The organism is Streptomyces sp. NPDC056169 (assembly GCF_042268445.1).
Taxonomy (GTDB): Bacteria; Actinomycetota; Actinomycetes; order Streptomycetales; family Streptomycetaceae; genus Streptomyces.
In genome coordinates, this window is the sequence record NZ_JBHJUO010000010.1 from 322258 (window position 1) to 339388 (window position 17131).

16 protein-coding genes are annotated in these 17131 nt (G+C 71.5%); 3 read left to right on the plus strand and 13 right to left on the minus strand.

Annotated elements, in window-relative coordinates:
• Positions 1-102 precede the first annotated feature (102 nt).
• Genes ACFC0G_RS18735 through ACFC0G_RS18745 form a run of 3 tightly spaced genes read right to left on the minus strand, consistent with a single transcriptional unit; the run spans position 103 to position 4366 of the window.
• The gene (locus ACFC0G_RS18735) at positions 103-2493 is read right to left on the minus strand and encodes a glycoside hydrolase family 65 protein (RefSeq protein ID WP_376404461.1); all 2391 of its coding nucleotides are present in this window, start codon (positions 2491-2493) and stop codon (positions 103-105) included.
• Positions 2490-3287 (minus strand): HAD family hydrolase, encoded by a 798-nt coding sequence (locus tag ACFC0G_RS18740; RefSeq protein ID WP_376404463.1) that lies wholly within the window; start codon positions 3285-3287, stop codon positions 2490-2492. Before ACFC0G_RS18740 ends, ACFC0G_RS18735 begins: the two co-directional genes overlap by 4 nt.
• Positions 3287-4366 (minus strand): zinc-dependent alcohol dehydrogenase family protein, encoded by a 1080-nt coding sequence (locus ACFC0G_RS18745; RefSeq protein ID WP_376404465.1) that lies wholly within the window; start codon positions 4364-4366, stop codon positions 3287-3289. The genes ACFC0G_RS18740 and ACFC0G_RS18745 overlap by 1 nt, the downstream gene beginning before the upstream one ends.
• A 176-nt stretch (positions 4367-4542) precedes the next feature.
• Between ACFC0G_RS18745 and ACFC0G_RS18750 the strand changes: the two genes are divergently transcribed.
• Both ACFC0G_RS18750 and ACFC0G_RS18755 read left to right on the plus strand, forming a co-directional pair.
• Positions 4543-5970 carry an MBL fold metallo-hydrolase RNA specificity domain-containing protein gene (locus ACFC0G_RS18750; RefSeq protein WP_376404466.1) on the plus strand — a complete coding sequence of 476 codons (1428 nt, stop codon included), beginning with the start codon at positions 4543-4545 and terminating at the stop codon, positions 5968-5970.
• A 107-nt stretch (positions 5971-6077) separates the two neighbouring features.
• Positions 6078-6731: a CBS domain-containing protein gene (locus tag ACFC0G_RS18755; RefSeq protein WP_376404468.1), complete on the plus strand. Its 654-nt coding sequence runs from the start codon at positions 6078-6080 to the stop codon at positions 6729-6731.
• A gap of 264 nt (positions 6732-6995) precedes the next feature.
• Here the strand turns inward: ACFC0G_RS18755 and ACFC0G_RS18760 are convergent, their stop codons facing one another.
• From ACFC0G_RS18760 to ACFC0G_RS18790, 7 genes are all read right to left on the minus strand, one after another.
• Positions 6996-9740 (minus strand): cation-translocating P-type ATPase, encoded by a 2745-nt coding sequence (locus ACFC0G_RS18760; protein ID WP_376404470.1) that lies wholly within the window; start codon positions 9738-9740, stop codon positions 6996-6998.
• Positions 9733-10323, minus strand: a complete 591-nt coding sequence (locus ACFC0G_RS18765; protein ID WP_376404472.1) for a hypothetical protein — start codon at positions 10321-10323, stop codon at positions 9733-9735. Before ACFC0G_RS18765 ends, ACFC0G_RS18760 begins: the two co-directional genes overlap by 8 nt.
• A 48-nt stretch (positions 10324-10371) precedes the next feature.
• Positions 10372-10875 (minus strand): flavodoxin domain-containing protein, encoded by a 504-nt coding sequence (locus tag ACFC0G_RS18770; RefSeq protein WP_376404474.1) that lies wholly within the window; start codon positions 10873-10875, stop codon positions 10372-10374.
• Positions 10872-11330, minus strand: a complete 459-nt coding sequence (locus ACFC0G_RS18775; protein WP_376404476.1) for an Hsp20/alpha crystallin family protein — start codon at positions 11328-11330, stop codon at positions 10872-10874. The genes ACFC0G_RS18770 and ACFC0G_RS18775 overlap by 4 nt, the downstream gene beginning before the upstream one ends.
• A gap of 215 nt (positions 11331-11545) precedes the next feature.
• The gene (locus ACFC0G_RS18780; RefSeq protein WP_376404478.1) at positions 11546-11959 is read right to left on the minus strand and encodes a CBS domain-containing protein; all 414 of its coding nucleotides are present in this window, start codon (positions 11957-11959) and stop codon (positions 11546-11548) included.
• A gap of 177 nt (positions 11960-12136) precedes the next feature.
• Positions 12137-13054 carry a universal stress protein gene (locus ACFC0G_RS18785; RefSeq protein WP_376404480.1) on the minus strand — a complete coding sequence of 306 codons (918 nt, stop codon included), beginning with the start codon at positions 13052-13054 and terminating at the stop codon, positions 12137-12139.
• Positions 13051-13956, minus strand: a complete 906-nt coding sequence (locus tag ACFC0G_RS18790; protein ID WP_376404482.1) for a universal stress protein — start codon at positions 13954-13956, stop codon at positions 13051-13053. Before ACFC0G_RS18790 ends, ACFC0G_RS18785 begins: the two co-directional genes overlap by 4 nt.
• A 225-nt stretch (positions 13957-14181) precedes the next feature.
• Here ACFC0G_RS18790 and ACFC0G_RS18795 point away from each other — a divergent pair, with 225 nt between their 5' ends.
• Positions 14182-15045, plus strand: a complete 864-nt coding sequence (locus tag ACFC0G_RS18795; RefSeq protein ID WP_376404484.1) for a universal stress protein — start codon at positions 14182-14184, stop codon at positions 15043-15045.
• A 24-nt stretch (positions 15046-15069) separates the two neighbouring features.
• Here ACFC0G_RS18795 and ACFC0G_RS18800 read toward each other — a convergent pair whose 3' ends face one another.
• From ACFC0G_RS18800 to ACFC0G_RS18810, 3 genes are all read right to left on the minus strand, one after another.
• The gene (locus ACFC0G_RS18800; protein ID WP_376404486.1) at positions 15070-15804 is read right to left on the minus strand and encodes a helix-turn-helix domain-containing protein; all 735 of its coding nucleotides are present in this window, start codon (positions 15802-15804) and stop codon (positions 15070-15072) included.
• Entirely contained in the window at positions 15804-16703 is a 900-nt protein-coding gene (locus ACFC0G_RS18805; RefSeq protein WP_376404488.1) for a universal stress protein, read from the minus strand. Before ACFC0G_RS18805 ends, ACFC0G_RS18800 begins: the two co-directional genes overlap by 1 nt.
• 129 nt (positions 16704-16832) lie before the next feature.
• Positions 16833-17117, minus strand: a complete 285-nt coding sequence (locus tag ACFC0G_RS18810) for a DUF1918 domain-containing protein (RefSeq protein WP_376404490.1) — start codon at positions 17115-17117, stop codon at positions 16833-16835.
• Positions 17118-17131: the final 14 nt, after the last annotated feature.

Genomic DNA, 17131 nt, shown 5'->3' on the forward strand with positions numbered 1-17131 from the left:
GGGCTTCGTCCACATGATCATCCGCCTGGGCTACGGCCCCCAGGGGCGGGCCACGCCGCGCCGGCCCGTCGCCGAGGTGCTCGCCTTCGACTGAACCGCCTCTCACAGACGGAACCAACGCTCCTGGCCGGGTGCGACAGTGCCCCTCCGGTCGCCGGGGAGCACGACGGCGAGCGGGCCCTCGGTCGAGACCGGGACCCGGACGGCCAGCCGCCCGGGAAGCATCCGCAGGCGCACCCCCCGATGACGGCCACAGCACAAGGTGAAGGTGCACCGCGGGATCCCCGCCAGCGGCACCGGAGCCACTCGAAGCCCCTCCGGTCCCGTTTCCAGGCCGGTGATCCCTCGTTCGACGAGGTCGATCGTGCCGGCCATCGCGCCGAGATGGATTCCCTCGCCGGTCGTTCCGCCCTGGACGTCGGCCACATCGGCGAGCAGGGCCTCCTCGCAGTACCGCCAGGCGTCGGCGCCCTTCTGCCGGGCCAGCACCCAGCCGTGGACGAGACTGCTCAGCGTCGAGCCGTGGCTGGTGCGCCGCAGGTGGTACGAGACGGTGGCACGCCACATCTCGTCGTCCAGCGCGTAGCCGAGCCGCCCGAACAGGCCGTACAGCTCCTCGGGCCGGAAGAGGTAGCCCAGCATGAGGGTGTCGGCCTGCTTCGACGCCTGGTAGCGGTTGACCGTGTCGCCCTCTGCCTCCAGGATCCGGTCGAGCCTGCGGATGTCGCCGTACCGGGCCCGGTACGCCTCCCAGTCGAGTTCCGCCAGGTCTCCGTACCCCTCGAACTGGCTGACCACGCCCTGATGGAAGGGCACGTACAGACGGCGGGAAATTTTCTCCCAGCGAGCGAGTTCATCGTCGTCCAGCGACAGTTGCTCCGAGAGCTCCGAGCGTCGGGCCTCGGGCAGTTCGCCGAGCAGGTCGAGGCCGCGGGCGAGCACCCAGGCGGCGGTCGCGTTGGTGTAGGCGTTGTCGTCGATCCCCGGCGTCGTGGCACCGGGATAGGCGTCGTGAAACTCGTCCGGTCCCACGACCCCGCGGATACGGTAGCGGCCGAGCTCCGAGTCGAAGGTGGCGGCCCCGGACCAGTAGCGGGCTACCTCGAGGAGGATCTCCGCCCCGGCCGAGTGGAGGAATCCTCGGTCGCCGGTGGCCTGTGCGTACTTCCAGACGTTGTACGCGACGGCTGACCCCACATGGCGCTGGAGCCGGGATCGGTCGGCCAGCCATCGCCCCGAGCGCGGGTTGAGGTGCAGGACCTGAGTCTCCTCCCGCCCCGAACTCGCGCTCTGCCAGGGATACATGGCCCCCTGATGACCGGCGAGGCGGGCGGCCTCGCGAGCGGCCGGCAGTCGCCTGTGCCGGTACATGAGCAGTGCCCGGGCCACCTCGGGGAAGTGGAGGTTCAGGTAGGGCAGGACGAAGAGCTCGTCCCAGAAGACATGTCCTCGGTAAGCCTCACCGTGCAGTCCGCGCGCAGGCACGCCCACGTCGAGGTCGGCCGTGTGCGGGGACAGCGTCTGCAACAGGTGGAACACGTGCAGCCGCAGGATGCGGCCGGCCTCACCGGGCACATGCAGCTCGCCCTCCTCCCAGACGCGCTGCCATGCCGCCCTGTGGGCGGAGAGCAGCTGGGGGAAGGCCGGAGTGCGAGCGATCACGTCAGTAGCTGCCGTGATCGGGTCGGCGGCGGGCCAGTCCCTTGATGTGTGCAGCGCCAGGGTCTTCACGACCATCGCCGAGCGGCGGGGAACGACCGGCAGGTGGTACGTCTGTTCGGTGCCGACCGAAGTGGCCGCCTCCCGCGCGGACCGCGCGGGGCGGGTGACCGTGCGCACGGCCATGGCGATCCGGATACCCGGGTCGAACGTACGGCAAGAGATCCAGGCGACGCCGTCGGCCTCGAATCCGGTCCGGAAGTCGGTGAGATGGCGCCCTTCGAGATGCCGGTACCGCTCGACTCCGGCGTTGGTGACGGCGCCGTCGAGCAGGGACCGCACCTCGATGGTGCCGCTCCAGCCGTAGGCGCGGAAGAGGGTGCACTGGGCCGCCAGTCCGGGATCTCCCATGTGAACGAGGCGGATGTGGCTGACGCGCAGGCCCCGCCCATGAGCGTCCTCGAAGAACAGACGTCGCGTGAGAACGCCCGCACGCAGGTCGAGGTGCACTTCGTAGTGGCGCAGTTCGTCGGCGTCGGGGGTGAGCCACTCGCCCGGCGGACCGTCGTCCGGGAGGCAGCGGTAGCGCAGCAGCGTCCAGTTCGGAAGGTTGACAAGGTCCTCGTTCTCGACCCGTTCGCCCGCGACGACCGAGGTGCGCCGGTCGTAGCAGCCGGCCAGGTAGGTGCCCGGGTAGTGCGTGGTCCCGGCGGGGCACTCGGGCGCGGAGCCCCGGGTGGCGAACCGGCCGTTGCCGAGGGTGCAGAGGGCTTCGACCAGCGGCTCGCGTTCCGGGTCGTACCGGTCGTAGCGCCATGTCCAGCCGGTGGTCACCCGTGATCACCCCACACGCTCCGGACCAGCGTGGCCAGATCGGGAACAACCAGGTCGGCGCCCTGCTCCCGCAGGAGGGCGGTGGTGCTCCGCAGCGGGGTGCGGTCGATTCCGACGACGAGACCGAAGCCGCCGCGACGCGCCGCCGCGACTCCGGCGACTGCGTCCTCGGCGACTGCGCTCTCCTGGGCGCGACTGCCCAGGAGAGCGGCCGCCCACAGGAAAAGCGCGGGATCCGGCTTGCCGGCGAGGCCGAGCCCGGCGGCGTCCTCGCCGTCCACGATCACCGTGAGGAGACCGGCGAGCCCGGCGGCACGGATCAGTGTCCGGGCGTGCCGGGAGGCGGAGACGGCTGCGCACGGCACGCCCGCCGTGCGCAGATCCGTGAGGGCGGGCCGTACGTCGGCGAAGGCCATGACACCTTTCGTACGAAGCAGATCGACGAACGCCCGTTCCTTGTGTGCCGCGACGGCCCATACCGTGCCGTGGCCGGGGACGTCGTGGGGCTCTCCCGGGGGGAGGTGGAGGCCGCGGGCGGTGAGGAAGGCCGCGGCGCCGTCGTACCGGGATCTTCCGTCGACGAGTCGGCGGTACTCGGCGTCCGCGTCGAAGGGAGGCTGTGTCCCGTTGTCGGGCGCCAGTCGGTCGAGGCAGGCGTCGAAGGCGATCTTCCACGCCGCCGCGTGCACGACGGCGGAGTCGAGCAGTACGCCGTCGGTGTCGAGGACGACACTCTCCGGCGGCCGAGATCCCGGGCCTCGGCCGTTCATCAGGCCGCCGACGTGTCGGGTCATCAGGCCGCCGACGTGTCGGGGACGCTCACGACCGTGTGCTGCGGGCCGCCCAGCGCGACCTTGATGGCGCCTGTCTCGGCCGCGCGGCCGAAGACGTCGTACGCCTCCTCCATCTCCCCCAGCTCGAACCGGTGGGTGAGCAGTGCTGCCGACGGCAGCCGCCCCGCGGCCATCATGCGCAGCAGCATGGGGGTGGACGAGGTGTCCACCAGGCCGGTGGTGATCGTGACGTCCTTGATCCACAGGTCTTCGAGGTGAAGGGTCGCCGGCTTGCCGTGGACTCCGATGTTCGCGACCCTGCCACCTGGTCGGACCATGCGCGTGCACATCTCGAACGCCTCAGGGACACCGACGGCCTCCATGACGACGTCGGCGCCGAGGCCGTCGGTCAGATCCGCGACGAGCTGCTCGGGGCCTTCCTCGGCGTTCACGGTGGCGTCCGCGCCGAGGGCGCGGGCGGCGCTCAGCCGCGACTCGGCCAGGTCGACGGCGACGATACGGCCGGGACTGTAGAAGCCCGCCGTGATGACGGCGGCAAGGCCGATGGGGCCCGCACCGACCACGACCACCGTGTCGGCGGGGCTCACCGCGCCGTTCAGGACCCCGACCTCGTAGGCGGTGGGGAAGATGTCGGCAAGCAGGACGGCGTCGAAGTCGTCGATCGAGTCCGGTAGCGGGTGGACCGACAAGTCGGCGAAGGGCACCCGGACGTACTCGGCCTGGGTGCCGTCGACGGTGTGGCCGAGGATCCAGCCGCCTCCGCCCCGGCACTGTCCGTAGCGGCTCTCACGGCAGAACCGGCACCTTCCGCAGGCCGTGATGCAGGAGACCAGGACGCGGTCGCCCGGCCGTACGGTACGGACGTCGCCTCCGGTCTCCACCACCGTGCCGACCGCCTCGTGTCCGAGGACCCGGCCGGGCGTCACCTCGGGGACGTCGCCCTTCAGGATGTGCAGGTCCGTGCCGCAGATGGTGACGGCGTCGACGCGGACGACCGCGTCGGCGGGATCCTCGACGACCGGGTCGGGCATGTTCTGCCAGGCGATACGCCCCGGCCCCTGGAAGACGAGTGCCTTCATGGCGCCCACCCACTTCCTGTCGCACGTCGCTGCGGTCCTCGTCCACCAGGCTGCATCCGGTACCCGGGCGGCGCATGGGCCGGTCGGCCCCCCGATGTGCCCGTACGGACTCTCGGGGCGGGCCGGTTCAGGATGCGAGGGTGGAGACCGGTACACGTTCCGAAGGAGGGACGGCCATGTCCGAGGCAGCCCCGAACCCCGCTCCCACGCCCCCGCGGCCGGCCCTGCTCAGTTTCCTGGGTGGCGTGGGGACGGTCACCGGCAGCAAGTTCCTGGTCGAGAGCGACCATGCGCGGATCCTCCTCGACTGCGGTCTCTTCCAGGGTTTCGCGAAGCTGCGGCACCGCAACTGGGAGCGGTTCGCCCGCGACGCCGCGGACGTGGACGCCGTGGTCGTCACCCATGCCCACCTGGACCACTGCGGCTATCTGCCCCGCCTGGTGCGGCAGGGCTTCCGGGGACCGATCCTGACCAGCGCCCACACCGCCCGGCTCGCCGGGATCGTGCTGCGCGACAGCGCCCGCCTCCAGATGGAGGCAGCCCGGCATGCCAACGCACACGGCTGGTCCAAGCACCGCCCGGCCAAGCCGCTCTACGACGACTCGGACGTCGAGAAGACCCTCGCGTTCTTCGACACCGTGGCCGTCGGCGAGGACGTGGAGATCATGGCCGGCACCCGGCTCACACTCCACCACGGCGGACACATCCTCGGCTCGGCATGGGCCCGCCTCACGCTGGAGGACGGCCACACCCTGGCCACCTCCGGTGACCTGGGCCGGCCAGGCCATCCGCTGCTGCTGCCGCCCGAGCCGTTCTCGGGCGCCGACGTACTCCTCATGGAGTCCACCTACGGCGACCGCCACCACGACCAGGAGTCCGCCCGGTCGGAGTTCGCCTCCGTCATCGCACGCGCCCTCGCACGGAACGGCACCGTCGTCATCCCGGCCTTCGCGATCGACCGGACCGAGGTCGTCCTGCACGAACTGGGCCGCCTGCGCGACACGGGCGTCCTGCCCCGCTCGGTACCCGTGTACGTGGACAGCCCCATGGCCCTCGCCGCGCTGGACGTCTACCAGGACGCCGTACGCGAGCGCTCCGCCGAGCTGCGGCCCGAGATCCTCGCCCGGGGAGAGGGCGCGCTGAGCCCGGAACCGTTCCTCGCGGCGCGCACGGTGCAGGAGTCCATCGACATCAACAGCACGCACGGGCCCGCAGTGATCGTCTCCTCGGCCGGCATGGCCACCGGCGGCCGGGTCCTGCACCACCTCCACCGGCTGCTGCCCGACCCGCGCAACGCCGTGGTCGTGGTCGGCTTCGCCGCCGCGGGGACCCGGGCCCGGGACCTCGTGGACGGGGTCCGGACGCTCAAGATGTTCGGCGAGTACGTGCCCGTACGGGCCGAGGTCGCCGACGTGCCCCACTTCTCGGCCCACGCCGACGCGGGCCAGATCGTGGACTGGCTGCGCGACGCTCCTCCCCCGCACACCACCTACCTCGTCCACGGCGAGCCGACCGCTTCCGAGGCGCTGCGCGATCGCATCGACCGCGAACTGGGCTGGACGGCCGTCGTACCCCGCTCCGGGGAGGCCGTCCTGGTCCGCTGACCCGGGCCCAACGGTCCCCGGGCTGTGACCTGCCCGGCCCTACCTGGGCAGGACCGCAGCCGTCGCGACAACCCCCGCCCGCCGATCCCTCAGGTAAGGAAAGTGCGATGTCACCTCAGCCGTTCACCGTCGCCGACGTGATGACCAAGAAGGTCGTCGCCATCAAGCCCGGCGCGGACTTCAAGGAGATCGTCACCGCCATGGAGCGGTGGAAGGTGACGGCCGTACCGGTCATCGAGGGCGAGGGCCGCGTCGTCGGGGTGGTCTCCGAGGCCGACCTGCTCCTCAAGGAGGAGTTCCACGACCACCGCCTCGGCCTCGTCGAACAGATGCGACGGCTCGACGCCACCGCCAAGGCCGGATATCGCCGGGCCGAGGACCTGATGACCTCGCCCCCGGTCACCGTCGCTCCCGAGGCATCCCTGCCCAGGGCCGCCCGCCTCATGGCCGCCCATCGCGTGAAGCGGCTGCCGGTCGTCGACGCGAGCGGCGTCATCCAGGGCATCGTGAGCCGGTCCGACCTCCTCAAGGTGTTCCTCCGCCCCGACGAGGATCTCGCCGCCGAGGTGCGCCGCGACGTCGTCGAGCACCTTTTCCCGCTCTCTCAGCGCGGGGTCGACGTCCGCGTCGACGCCGGAGTCGTGACGCTGTCCGGCCAGGTCCGCGACAGCGCGCTCATCCCGCTCGCAGCCCGCCTGGCCCGCGCCGTCGAAGGCGTGGTGGACGTACGATGCGAGCTCACCGCCCAGGGGCGGACATAGCCATGTCCGGCCGTTCCGGTACAGGTCACGGGGCCGCCGCGCACGTATCTGGACGCGGCGTACAAGCTGGTCGAGTACGACGGCCGGCCCGTCACGGAGCTCTCGTCGGCGAAGGTGACGGCTCCTGCCCCTGCTCGCCATCCCCCAGTACCTCGTGATCGCCTTCTTCACCAGCGGCGTGCACGCGGGATGGTGGAGCAGCGGCCTGATCACCCTGCTGGCGCTCATCGCGGCCTACCCGCCCTTCCGTCTCGACCAGGGCGGTCACGAACCAGGGACGGTGGACGGCGGCCGACGGCGGCGCCGCCTGGCGCGCCGCAGCTCGTCCGTGCCCCACACCAGGACCGGGAAGGTCGCGATGAGCAGGACGACGTCCAAGGGCAGCGCGGCTGTGCCGAAGAGGTGCTGGAGCGGGGGCGCGTAGACCAGGGCGGCCGTGAACGCGAGTTCGAAGGCGATGCCGGCGAGCAGCAGCGGATTCGAGAACACCCCGATGTCGCGCAGCGCCGCGTGATCGGTGCGGGCCGCGAACGCCGTGCCGACCTGGCAGGTGACGATGCCGGCGAAGGTGGCCGTGGTGGCCGTCACGTAGGCGTGGTGCAAGGGGCTGCCGGTCCCCGTGGGGTCGCCCGGCTGCCAGCCCGCGCGCCACAGCACGTAGAAGTAGCCCGCCATGACGAGCACCGCAGACATGAGGCCCAGGTACCCCCAGCTCCGTATGAGCATGTCGCGGGAGATCACGCCCTGGTGCCGCGGTCGCGGGGGCCGCTGCATGATGCCGGGCTCGGAGCGTTCCCGGCCCAGGGCGAGGGCGGGCAGGGTCTCGGTGCCGAGGTCGATGGCGAGGATCTGGAGGACGGTGAGCGGGAGCGGTACCGTGCCGGCGGAGAGCGCGAAGACGAGGAAGGGCACGATCTCCGGGGTCGCGTGGGCGAAGATGTAGACGATGAACTTGCGTACGTTGTCGTAGACGCGGCGCCCGGCTTCGACCGCGGTCACGATGGTGGCGAAGTCGTCGTCGGTGAGCACCATGGTGGCGGCCTCTCGGGCCACGTCGGTGCCGGAGCGTCCCATGGCCACCCCGATGTGGGCGCGGTGCAGTGCGGGGGCGTCGTTGACGCCGTCACCGGTCATGGCGACGATCCGGCCGTGCTCCCGCAGGGTGTCGGCCACCTTGAGCTTCGTCTCCGGCGAGGAGCGGGCGAAGACGATCTCGTCGTCGCCTTCCACGAGGAGCCGGTCCAGTTCGTCGTCGCCCAGTGACTCCGACGCCGCGACCACGTGCAGGCGGGGTACTCCGATGCCGACCTCCCGGGCGACGGCCGCGGCGGTGGCGCCGTTGTCGCCCGTCACGACGTGTACCCGGATCCCGGCCTCGTGGCAGCGGCGTACGGCCTCCGCCACCTCGGGGCGCGGCGGGTCGTACAGCCCGACGAGCCCGAGCAGGGTCAACCCCGACTCCGCGTCCTCACGGCGTGACGGCAGCTCCGCGCCACTCGGCACGTCGCGTACGGCGACGGCCAGGACCCGCATGCCGCCACCGGCCAGGTCCTCGGCCGCGACGCGGGCCGATTCCGCCGCGGTTCCGGGCAGGAGGCGGTCCAGCACCGCCTCGGGCGCACCCTTGACCACGATCCGCGTGGGGCCCTGCATCTCCCCGTCCGGCTTCTCCCCCTCCCGCCTCTCCCCGCCCTGCACGACCGACATCAGGCGCAGCCGCGGGTCGAAGCGGAACAGCGCCCGCCGTCCCGCGTCGCGCCGCCCCAGGTCGAGCGGAGCCCCGTGGTCGGCGGCGCCGACGACCAGGGCGGCCTCGGTGGGGTCGCCGTGCAGTTCGCCGTCGGCTTCTCGCGTGACCGTGGTGCACAGGGCGCCCGCCCTCGCCAACTCCTCCGCCCAGGGGCCCGGCTCCGACCCGTGGTCGACCGTCCACAGCGTCCTGAGACGCATGCTGTTGCGGGTGAGTGTGCCGGTCTTGTCCGTGCAGATGACGCTCGTGGAACCCAGGGTCTCCACGGCACTGAGCCGTTTGACCAGGGCACCCCGGCGGGCCAGGGCGCGGACGCCGACGGCCAGCGCCAGTGTGATGGTCGGAAGGAGTCCCTCCGGGACGTTGGCGACGAGCAGCCCGATGGCGAACGTCAGGGAGTCGGTGACCGGAAGCCCGACCGCCACCCCCAGGACGAGAAACACGACGCCCATGCCGGTCGCGACGCCGGCGATGAGCCACGCGACCCGCTTGACCTGCCGTTCCAGAGGGCTCGCCTCGCGTCGGGTCCGCTGGCTGAGGGCGGCGATCCGACCGAGTTCGGTGTGGTTTCCGGTGGCGAACACGATGGCACGCGCCTGGCCCCCGACACAGGTCGTCCCGCTGAAGACGAGGTTCGGCTCCTCGAGTAGCGGGGCGCCGAGGATCCCGGCCGAGGCGATCCGTTCCACCGGCACGGACTCGCCCGTGAGCATCGACAGGTCGACCTCGACACCACCCTCGGTGACGTGCGCGTCGGCGGGGACCTTGTCGCCCTCGTCCAGGAGGATCAGGTCGCCCGGTACGAGGTCACGGGCCTCCACGACGCGGGGCTGCCCGTCGCGTACGGCGAGGGCGTGCTCGGGCAGATAGCGGGCGAGTGTCTCCACCGCCCGCTCCGCCTGACGCTCCTGGAGCAGGGCGAAAGCCGCGTTGACGGCGATGACCGCGATGATCGCCCAACCGAGGACCGCCAGGTCCGCGACGAAGGCGAGGGCGGCGGCAGCCCACAGCAGCAGGGCCAGGGGGTGGATCAGCTGCCCGACCAGCTCGCGCACGAAGGAGGAGCGCACCTTGCGCCGTACTTCGTTCGGTCCGTGGACGGCGAGGCGCCGGGCGGCCTCGCGGGCCGAGAGACCATCCGGCCCCGTGGCGAGTTCTCGACGCAGCCGGGGCAGCGGTTCGCTGGGGTCGAAGGGCGGCGCCTCGGTGGAGGCGGCGGTCCGCTCCGGGGTGGCACGGCTGTCGGCACGGTCAGTCATCGTCGTCCCCTGCACCGCTGCCGCGGCGGAGTCGGCCGGACCATACGGGTTCCACCTGCTCCCACTCGCGTTCCCAGGCCGCGAGCCGGTGACCTCGGGTCCGCTGCCCTACGAGGAAGACCACGGCGGCGCCCGTCACCCCGACCACACCCGCCGCCCCCATACCGCCCGAGAGCGAGGTGAGAGCGCGGTCCGCAGTCCTGCCCGGGGGCCGGGCGGGGGCCCCTGCGTCGTCCACCCAGATCGTCACGGCGCGCCCCTGGGGTGTCCGTAGCGGGACGTGAATGGTGCCGGACCGACGGACGTGCTCGGGCTGCTCCCACACAGCCGGCGCGACGGCCTGCGCCTTGGAGCCGTACCGGGTGGCGACGGGTGGTTCCTTGGCCGGCCCGGTGGTCGTCGCGGTCACCCGATGACGGTGGACGGCGAGTTCCCGGTCGGCCTTGGCTCCGGCCACCCAAAGGCTCCCGGCGGCCACGGCACCGCAGATCAGAGCGATCATCAGCACGACGACCAGGGCGGCGCGCCTTGCGAGTCTCCTGGGCGGTGTGGTCCCGCTCCCCGACGGCTCGTGGTGGAGCATGCCGAACCTCCCGTCGGGGTGAGCTCGCCCATCTGTCAGAGGCCCGATTCAGTGGGTGTCGTCGAGTTCCGTTCCGATGTGGTGGGCCCATGCCCGGATGCGTTCCGGATTGCGGAAGTCGCCGCCCTTGCCCCGGCGCACCATCGCGCGTGCGATCGGGTCCGACGTCCCGGCGGTCACGGCGCCGCCGAAGGTCATGTGCTCGCGAGCACCGAGCTTCTTCATCCGTCGGGCGACTCCTCGTACGGGCGGGATGTCGTGCTGCTCCGCGGAACTGTCGACGGGACCGCTGCTGAACAGCCAGAGAGGCCGGTGCCTGAGCTGTTCGGCGTTGCGCCGGGCGCACCGTCGCGCCTTGCCGGTCCAGTGGCCTGCGTAGAGGGCTCCGCCGAGGACGACTCCGTCGTAGCCGCTGACGTCGGTGACGGTGTCGGCCGGAAGAACGACGGCGTAGAAGCCGTCGTCCCGGAGCGTCCGGCCGATCTCTTCGGCGATTCCGGCGGTCGCGCCCGCCTTGCTGCCATAGGCGACCAGGACACGCTTGGCGTTCATGATTCCGCGCCCTCGGCCGGCTTGTCGCCCCGCTTCACCGGAACGGTCCGAACGGACGTGGTCTCCTCGTCGGGCATCGGGATGCGGATGGTGAGGATGCCGTCCGCGTACGACGCCTCGACGTCGTCGGCGGGGATCGCGCCCGGGAGGCGCACGGTCCTGCGGAACGATCCGTAGCGGAACTCCGAATGCTCCTTGTCCTCCGTGCTCTCGATGTGCTCCGCACTCACCGTGATGAGGTTGTCGTCGACGGTGATGCCGATGTCGTCGTCCGGGTCCATCCCCGGCAGCTCGGCCCGCAGCACGTACACGCCGTCACCGCTGGTCACCTCCACGGGAATGGAGTGAGCAGCCGTCGCGGGTCGCCACCCGGGCAGCCCCGGAAACTCCCGGTTGAACCAGTCGTTGAAGTCGGGGAAGAGGCTGTGCCTGCGTTCCACCTTGCCTCCGGCCATTGTTCTGCTCCTCGTTCCCGGGGGCCCAGGGCGGTCGCCGTGGACCCGAGTCGGTACGGACGGGCGGTCGACCGGGTTACCGGGGCCGGTCTCACTCCGTAGCCCAATCCTCCGCCCGCGAGGTCACGTGGCGCAGCGTCCAAGGGGGCTGTCCGACGGGGCCGAACGGGCCACACCTGGACCGACCGGCCCATGGCGCCACGGCTCCAGTGCTGTCAGCAGCAGACCTTCTCGACGAAATGCCCCACCCGTTCCTCCGGCAGGTGCCGCGCCAGGTCCGCCTCACTGATCATGCCGACCAGGCGGTGGTCGTCGATCACGGGCACGCGGCGGACACGGTGGTCCTGCATCGTGCGGAGCACCACTTCGCTGTCGGCTCCCGCGTCCACGGTGACCGGCTTGCCCTGGGCGAGGTCCCCGGCCGTCATCCGGTGGGGGTCCTTGCCCTTGGCGAGGCACTTCACCACGATGTCCCGATCGGTGATGATGCCGTGCAGCCGGTCGTCCGGCCCGCAGATGGGCAGCGCGCCGACATCCAGTTCGCTCATGCGGCGCGCGGCGTCCATGAGGTTCTCGTTCTCCTGCACACAGCTCGCACCGGAGTGCATGATCTCTCTTGCGGTCGTCATGGCCGCGTCCTCCTTTCCGGCCCCCCTGCTCACGATCCAGCCGATTCCCCATGGGTTCAGAGGAAGAGCGCCGACACCCTGACGGTGTGAACCGGGCGCCAGGGACGCCCCATCGCCCTTCCGTGGGCAGCTGGTGGTTCCTGGGCACCCGCTCGGCCGACGCCGTGCCGAGCGGGGTCACGGGTACGGGCCGGTCGGTCGTACCGGAACGGGACCGGTCGGCCCGTGCCGGGTCGCCGGTCCGGTGCTCGCGGTGCGGAAGGGGACGGTGATCACCGGACACGGGGCACGGTGCAGCAGGCCGTGAACGGTCGAGCCCAAGCGCATGCCGGAGTAGCCGCCACGGCCTCGGCGACCGACCACGAGAGAGAGGGATTCCTGGGACGCCAGGGCAAGTTGTTCGACCGGGTGTCCCCGCAGGACCTCTTGGGAGACGGCGACGTCCGGATACTTCTCCGCCCAGCCCGCCACCGACTCGGCGAGGAACCGACACCGCTCGGCCAGCCCCTCTTGGCCGTCGTCGTGAGCGAGGAGGGAACGGGGCCAGACCCAGACGGCCCGCAGCCGTGCCTCGCGCAGGCTCGCCTCCTCGACGGCGAAGGCGACCGCGGCCTGTGAGGACTCGCTTCCGTCCACGCCCACGACGAGGGTCGGTGGGTGCACGGCGGTGTGCTCAGGTGCGCGGACCACGACGACGGGACAGTCGGCCCGTGCCGTGAGGGGGACGACCACGGAGCTCTCGCTGAACATCTCGGCGGGCCTGCCGAGACGGCGAGAGCCCAGGACGACGAGCGCGGCGTGCTGCGCCATGTCGAGCAACACGGTCGCCGGCACACCGTTCACGCGTTCCGTCACGATCCGCAGACCGCCGTGCAGTTCCCGGACGAGGTCCTCCGCGTCGGCGATCGCCGACTCCGCGCGGAAGCGCAGGGCGCTCTGATGGGCGAGCGCGTCGTACCGGAGCCCGTCGTGGGCAGGCGGTACGGCGACGACCAGCCTGAGCACCAGTCCTCTTCGTTCGGCCTCGTCGGCGGCCCAGACGAGAGCGGGAACCGACTGCTCCCGGGGGTCGACACCGAGCAGTATGTCGTTCACGTCTCCTCGACCCGGGTGGCGAAGGCAGGTGGAACGATCTCCACCGGGCAGTGGGCGTGGTGGAGCAGGACGTGGGCGACTCGGCCCAGGGAGGGGCCTACGCCCAGGGCGCGGTGTTCTCTGCCCATCACCAGCAGATCGGTGTGGGCACTCGCCTCCACCAGGATCCCGGGCGTGCTCGTGCCCGTCTCGACGTGATGGCTGACGATCAACTGGGGATAGAACTCATGCGCGAGATCGGCGAGCGACTTGATCTCGTGCACGCGTTGTCGCGCGATCCCGTCGAGATCGTCCAGCATGGTCGCGACACTGCCGACGTGGGTGAGCACGTTCCAGACGCTCACCAGCCGCAACGCCGCCTTGCGGGCGTCGGCCTCGGCGGCCGCGACAAGCAGCCAGCCCAGATCCGAAGCACCGTGCACGGCTGCTGTCACCGAGCCCGACGCGGGACGGTCACCGTCACCACGGACCACGATCACGGGAACCTCGGCGCGGGCCGCCACGCCCAGACCGACGGATCCGAGCATGAGCGCGGAGAAGCCACCGAGCCCCCGGTTGCCCACCACGATCGTGCCCCGGTGGCCGGCGGCCGCCCGGAGACCGGCGACCGGCTCCTGGCGGCCCAGCTCCTTCGTGACGGCAAGGTCCGGAAAGCGGTCTCGGACCGCGCTCGCGGTCTCGTTCAGCAGGTCGCGACCTGTTTCACGTACCGCCTGGATCGTCTCGGCGTTGGAGAAGATCGCCCGGCGGTCGGTGTCCGCGGCATGGACGAGATGCAGGGGCCTTCCCCGTCGGTCCGCCTCGTCGGCGGCCCAGAACACGGCCGCGCGCCCGGAGGGGGACCCGTCGACTCCCACGACGACGTTGCCAAGCTCCGGTCGGGCGGGGGTCTCGCTGGTCATGGCTCCTCCTCCGGGGTACACCCGAGGCTCGGGAGCGCGTCCCGAGGGGCGACATCTCCCAGAGTGGCATCGTGGTGGGCCTCCTCGGGATGGGCCGTTCGGCCCCGATCGAGGCCTGCCCGGCCCTGCTGCCGGAGGCGACGGGGCACCAACCTGAAATGTGAGATGTCCTGTCCGGTCCGGAGTCGGGACGGGTCAGAAAGGACTCGACGAGGGAGGCACGCCATGACAGCCCAGGTCACCGTCGGTCTGGACGGCTCTGAGGAAAGCCTCGCCGCCGCCCGTTGGGCCGCGACGCAAGCGGTACTGCGCGAAGTGCCCCTCAGACTGGTGCACGTGGAGGAATGGCCGAGCATGCCGGACGTACCCGTTGCGTACGCCCGCACACTCGCCCATGACGAGCAGACCGAGAGGTTGATGCGAGAGCAGACGGACCGATCGCGGAAGAACCATCCCGACCTCGAGGTCGTCACGGAGTACGCGCGTGGCCGGGCAGCCGAGGAACTGACGGCCGCCGCGAACAAGGCGGATCTGACGGTACTGGGTGCGCGCGGACTCGGCGGCGTCCGCGGCTTCCTCGTCGGCTCGGTCTCCCTCGCCGTCGTCGGCGCGGCCCGACAGCCGGTCGTCCTCGTACGCGCGGTGGACGACCGGGCAGCTCCCGAAGGGGGCATCGTGGCGGGCGTCGACATCCACCACCCGTGCGAAGCCCTGCTCGCGTTCTCCTTCTCCGAAGCCGCCCGGAAGGGCACGCCGCTGCGGTTCCTCCACAGCTGGACGCTTCCCGCCTCGTACGGCTACGCGGCCACCGTGGACCCGGGGATCGGCGAGGAGCTGGGCAGCCACCTCCTCGGGGGGCTGAACGGCCTGCTGGAGCCGTGGCGGAAGCGTTTCGCGGGCGTGGAAGTGGAGGCCGAGTCGGTGGTGGGCTCGCCCGCGTACCAGCTGGTCGAGGCGTCACAGACCGCGCAGCTCGTCATCGTGGGACGCCGGAGTCGGAACGTCCCCTTGGGCCCGCATCTGGGCCATGTCGCCCACGCCGTGATCCACCACAGTCCCGCGCCGGTCGCCGTCGTCCCCTTGGCGTGAGAGCCTGCGCACCACTCTCACAGATCACTCACGGGACAGCCCTGGGTCAGCGGTTCCCGACGGCGCGCCGGGCACCTGAATGCGCCGTCCGGTCACTCGGCGCGGTGAGAGGGTCACCACGGTGTCCCGCCCGTCCCCCGCCCACGGCGCCGAATGGACGGCGTCCTTGATCCTCCGCACTTCCGTCTCCTCCGACACCGTGCGTGCCGGGCCGACGAGGAGGACGCTCCAGCCCTGGCTGAAGGCTTCGTCCAGGTGGTCCTCCTCGAACGCGACCTCCACGCCGGACGTCGAGGCGCGCGCGAGGGTCGAGTCCGCGGCGGTCATGAAGACGATGTCCCCGTCGACGACCTGGTAGTTCACGGGAATCACCATCAGCCCGTCCCGTCCTTCGACGGCAACCCTGCCGACACCGTGGCCGTCGAGCAGCTCCCAGCACTCGGCCTCGCCGATGTCCTCCATCCGTGCCCGGTACCCGGCGCGGGCTCCTCCGGGCGCGAGGTCCGCCGTGTACCCGGTGAGATCCTGGACAGTGGTCTCCAGAGCGTTCGCAAGCCGGACCAGGAACTCGATCCCGGGGGTGGCCATCTGCTCCTCCACGTAGGCGATGAAGCCGGGCGTGGAGCCGGCCCGTTCGGCCACGTCCTCCCAGGACAGGCCGAGTCGGGTGCGCCTCGATGCGACGCGGCGGCCGAGGTCGCCGGCGTGCGAGGAATGCGGCTCACCGTGCGAGGAATGCGGCTCACGAGGAATGTTCATCACTGGTCTCCTTCCGTGGTCACGGGGCGCCGCTGGGGTACGACGGCGACCGGACACGAGGCGTGGTGCAGGGCTCGGTGGGCGACCCTGCCGAGCTCCAGGCCGACGAGCCCGTCCCGGCGCCTGGAGCCGACGACCAGCAGGTCGGCGGCGGCTGAGCGCTCGGTCAGTATCTTGTGGGCGGGGCCCTCGACCGTGCTCCTGCGCAGGCGCACCTGGGGATGTTCGGACGCAGTGGCCTCAAGGGCCTTGTCGAGCAGTTCGGAAGCCCCTTCCGTGAAGTAGGCCGCCCCGGCGCGCCTCATCAGCAGGTGGTCGGCCGGTCCATGGGCCTCCCGGCGCCAGGTGCGGACGACGTCGAGTTCCGCGTCCCGGACGGCCGCCTCGCGGAAGGCGAACCGCACGGCCGGCGAGTCCACGTCCTGCTCGCCGACGCCGAGCAGGACGCGCCCGTGGCGCGCTTCCAGGGCCTGCCGGTCCCCGCGGACGACGATGACCGGACAGTGGGCTCGGGCGGCCACGATGAGGCTGACGGATCCGAGCAGAAGGTCGGAGAGCTCGCCGCGCCCACGTGACCCGACGACGAGGATCGTGCCCTCCCGCCCCTCCCTGAGCAGGGCGCTGGACGCGTCCTCGGCGAGGACGGCCGTGGTGAGCGGCAGGTCGGGTGCACGACGGCGGGCGCGTTCGGCTGCGGCGCCGGCGATGTTCTCGGCGAGGACCTGGCCCGAGGGTCGGTCCGTGGTCCCGGCCGGCGCGACCCCCTCGTACCGTTCCCACAGGGAGGCATGGACGATGTGCAGGGGAAGCGCCTGCCGTACCGCTTCGTCGACGGCCCAGTCCAAGGCCGTGAGACTGGCGTCGGACCCGTCTACTCCTACCACCAGGGGCGCTTCCATCGTGCCCACCGCCTTTCCGGTTCGTGAGGTGGCCTGCTGCCACGCTCGCACCGGGCGGAAGTGACCGGATAGGGCCGGTCGGTCCCGGGCGCGGACCGCCCGGACCAGGCGGTGGCTGCGACGGGGAGTTCACGACCGCGTAGCGGCCTTCCCGGGTCCGGCCTCTGTCGTGCCGTGCGGCGGAAGGTGCTGGACGCGCGCGTCCGGGCCCGGGAACACCTCGGTGACCCTGCCCGTGTCCGACCATCGGACGTCGAAGGGCGGAGTGCCGTCCGGATGGTGGAGCCCGACGATCTCACCGTCACGCCCCTCGTCCCCGACCGTGGCACCGCCCACGATCAGCCGGTCGCCGACGCGAGCCCACAACTCGGCGCGGGGCTTCTCCTGACCGTCCCGTTCTCCGGTTCCAGCCATGGTTCTCGCCTCCC

What these genes read in the sequence shown, in the direction of transcription:
- ACFC0G_RS18795 (WP_376404484.1), top strand. Translation starts at nt 14,182, where the DNA reads ATGACAGCCCAGGTCACCGTCGGTCTGGACGGCTCTGAGGAAAGCCTC.
- ACFC0G_RS18790 (WP_376404482.1), bottom strand. Translation starts at nt 13,956, where the DNA reads ATGACCAGCGAGACCCCCGCCCGACCGGAGCTTGGCAACGTCGTCGTG.
- ACFC0G_RS18755 (WP_376404468.1), top strand. Translation starts at nt 6,078, where the DNA reads ATGTCACCTCAGCCGTTCACCGTCGCCGACGTGATGACCAAGAAGGTC.
- ACFC0G_RS18750 (WP_376404466.1), top strand. Translation starts at nt 4,543, where the DNA reads ATGTCCGAGGCAGCCCCGAACCCCGCTCCCACGCCCCCGCGGCCGGCC.
- ACFC0G_RS18780 (WP_376404478.1), bottom strand. Translation starts at nt 11,959, where the DNA reads ATGACGACCGCAAGAGAGATCATGCACTCCGGTGCGAGCTGTGTGCAG.
- ACFC0G_RS18775 (WP_376404476.1), bottom strand. Translation starts at nt 11,330, where the DNA reads ATGGCCGGAGGCAAGGTGGAACGCAGGCACAGCCTCTTCCCCGACTTC.
- ACFC0G_RS18760 (WP_376404470.1), bottom strand. Translation starts at nt 9,740, where the DNA reads ATGACTGACCGTGCCGACAGCCGTGCCACCCCGGAGCGGACCGCCGCC.
- ACFC0G_RS18800 (WP_376404486.1), bottom strand. Translation starts at nt 15,804, where the DNA reads ATGAACATTCCTCGTGAGCCGCATTCCTCGCACGGTGAGCCGCATTCC.
- ACFC0G_RS18765 (WP_376404472.1), bottom strand. Translation starts at nt 10,323, where the DNA reads ATGCTCCACCACGAGCCGTCGGGGAGCGGGACCACACCGCCCAGGAGA.
- ACFC0G_RS18770 (WP_376404474.1), bottom strand. Translation starts at nt 10,875, where the DNA reads ATGAACGCCAAGCGTGTCCTGGTCGCCTATGGCAGCAAGGCGGGCGCG.
- ACFC0G_RS18740 (WP_376404463.1), bottom strand. Translation starts at nt 3,287, where the DNA reads ATGACCCGACACGTCGGCGGCCTGATGAACGGCCGAGGCCCGGGATCT.
- ACFC0G_RS18745 (WP_376404465.1), bottom strand. Translation starts at nt 4,366, where the DNA reads ATGAAGGCACTCGTCTTCCAGGGGCCGGGGCGTATCGCCTGGCAGAAC.
- ACFC0G_RS18810 (WP_376404490.1), bottom strand. Translation starts at nt 17,117, where the DNA reads ATGGCTGGAACCGGAGAACGGGACGGTCAGGAGAAGCCCCGCGCCGAG.
- ACFC0G_RS18805 (WP_376404488.1), bottom strand. Translation starts at nt 16,703, where the DNA reads ATGGAAGCGCCCCTGGTGGTAGGAGTAGACGGGTCCGACGCCAGTCTC.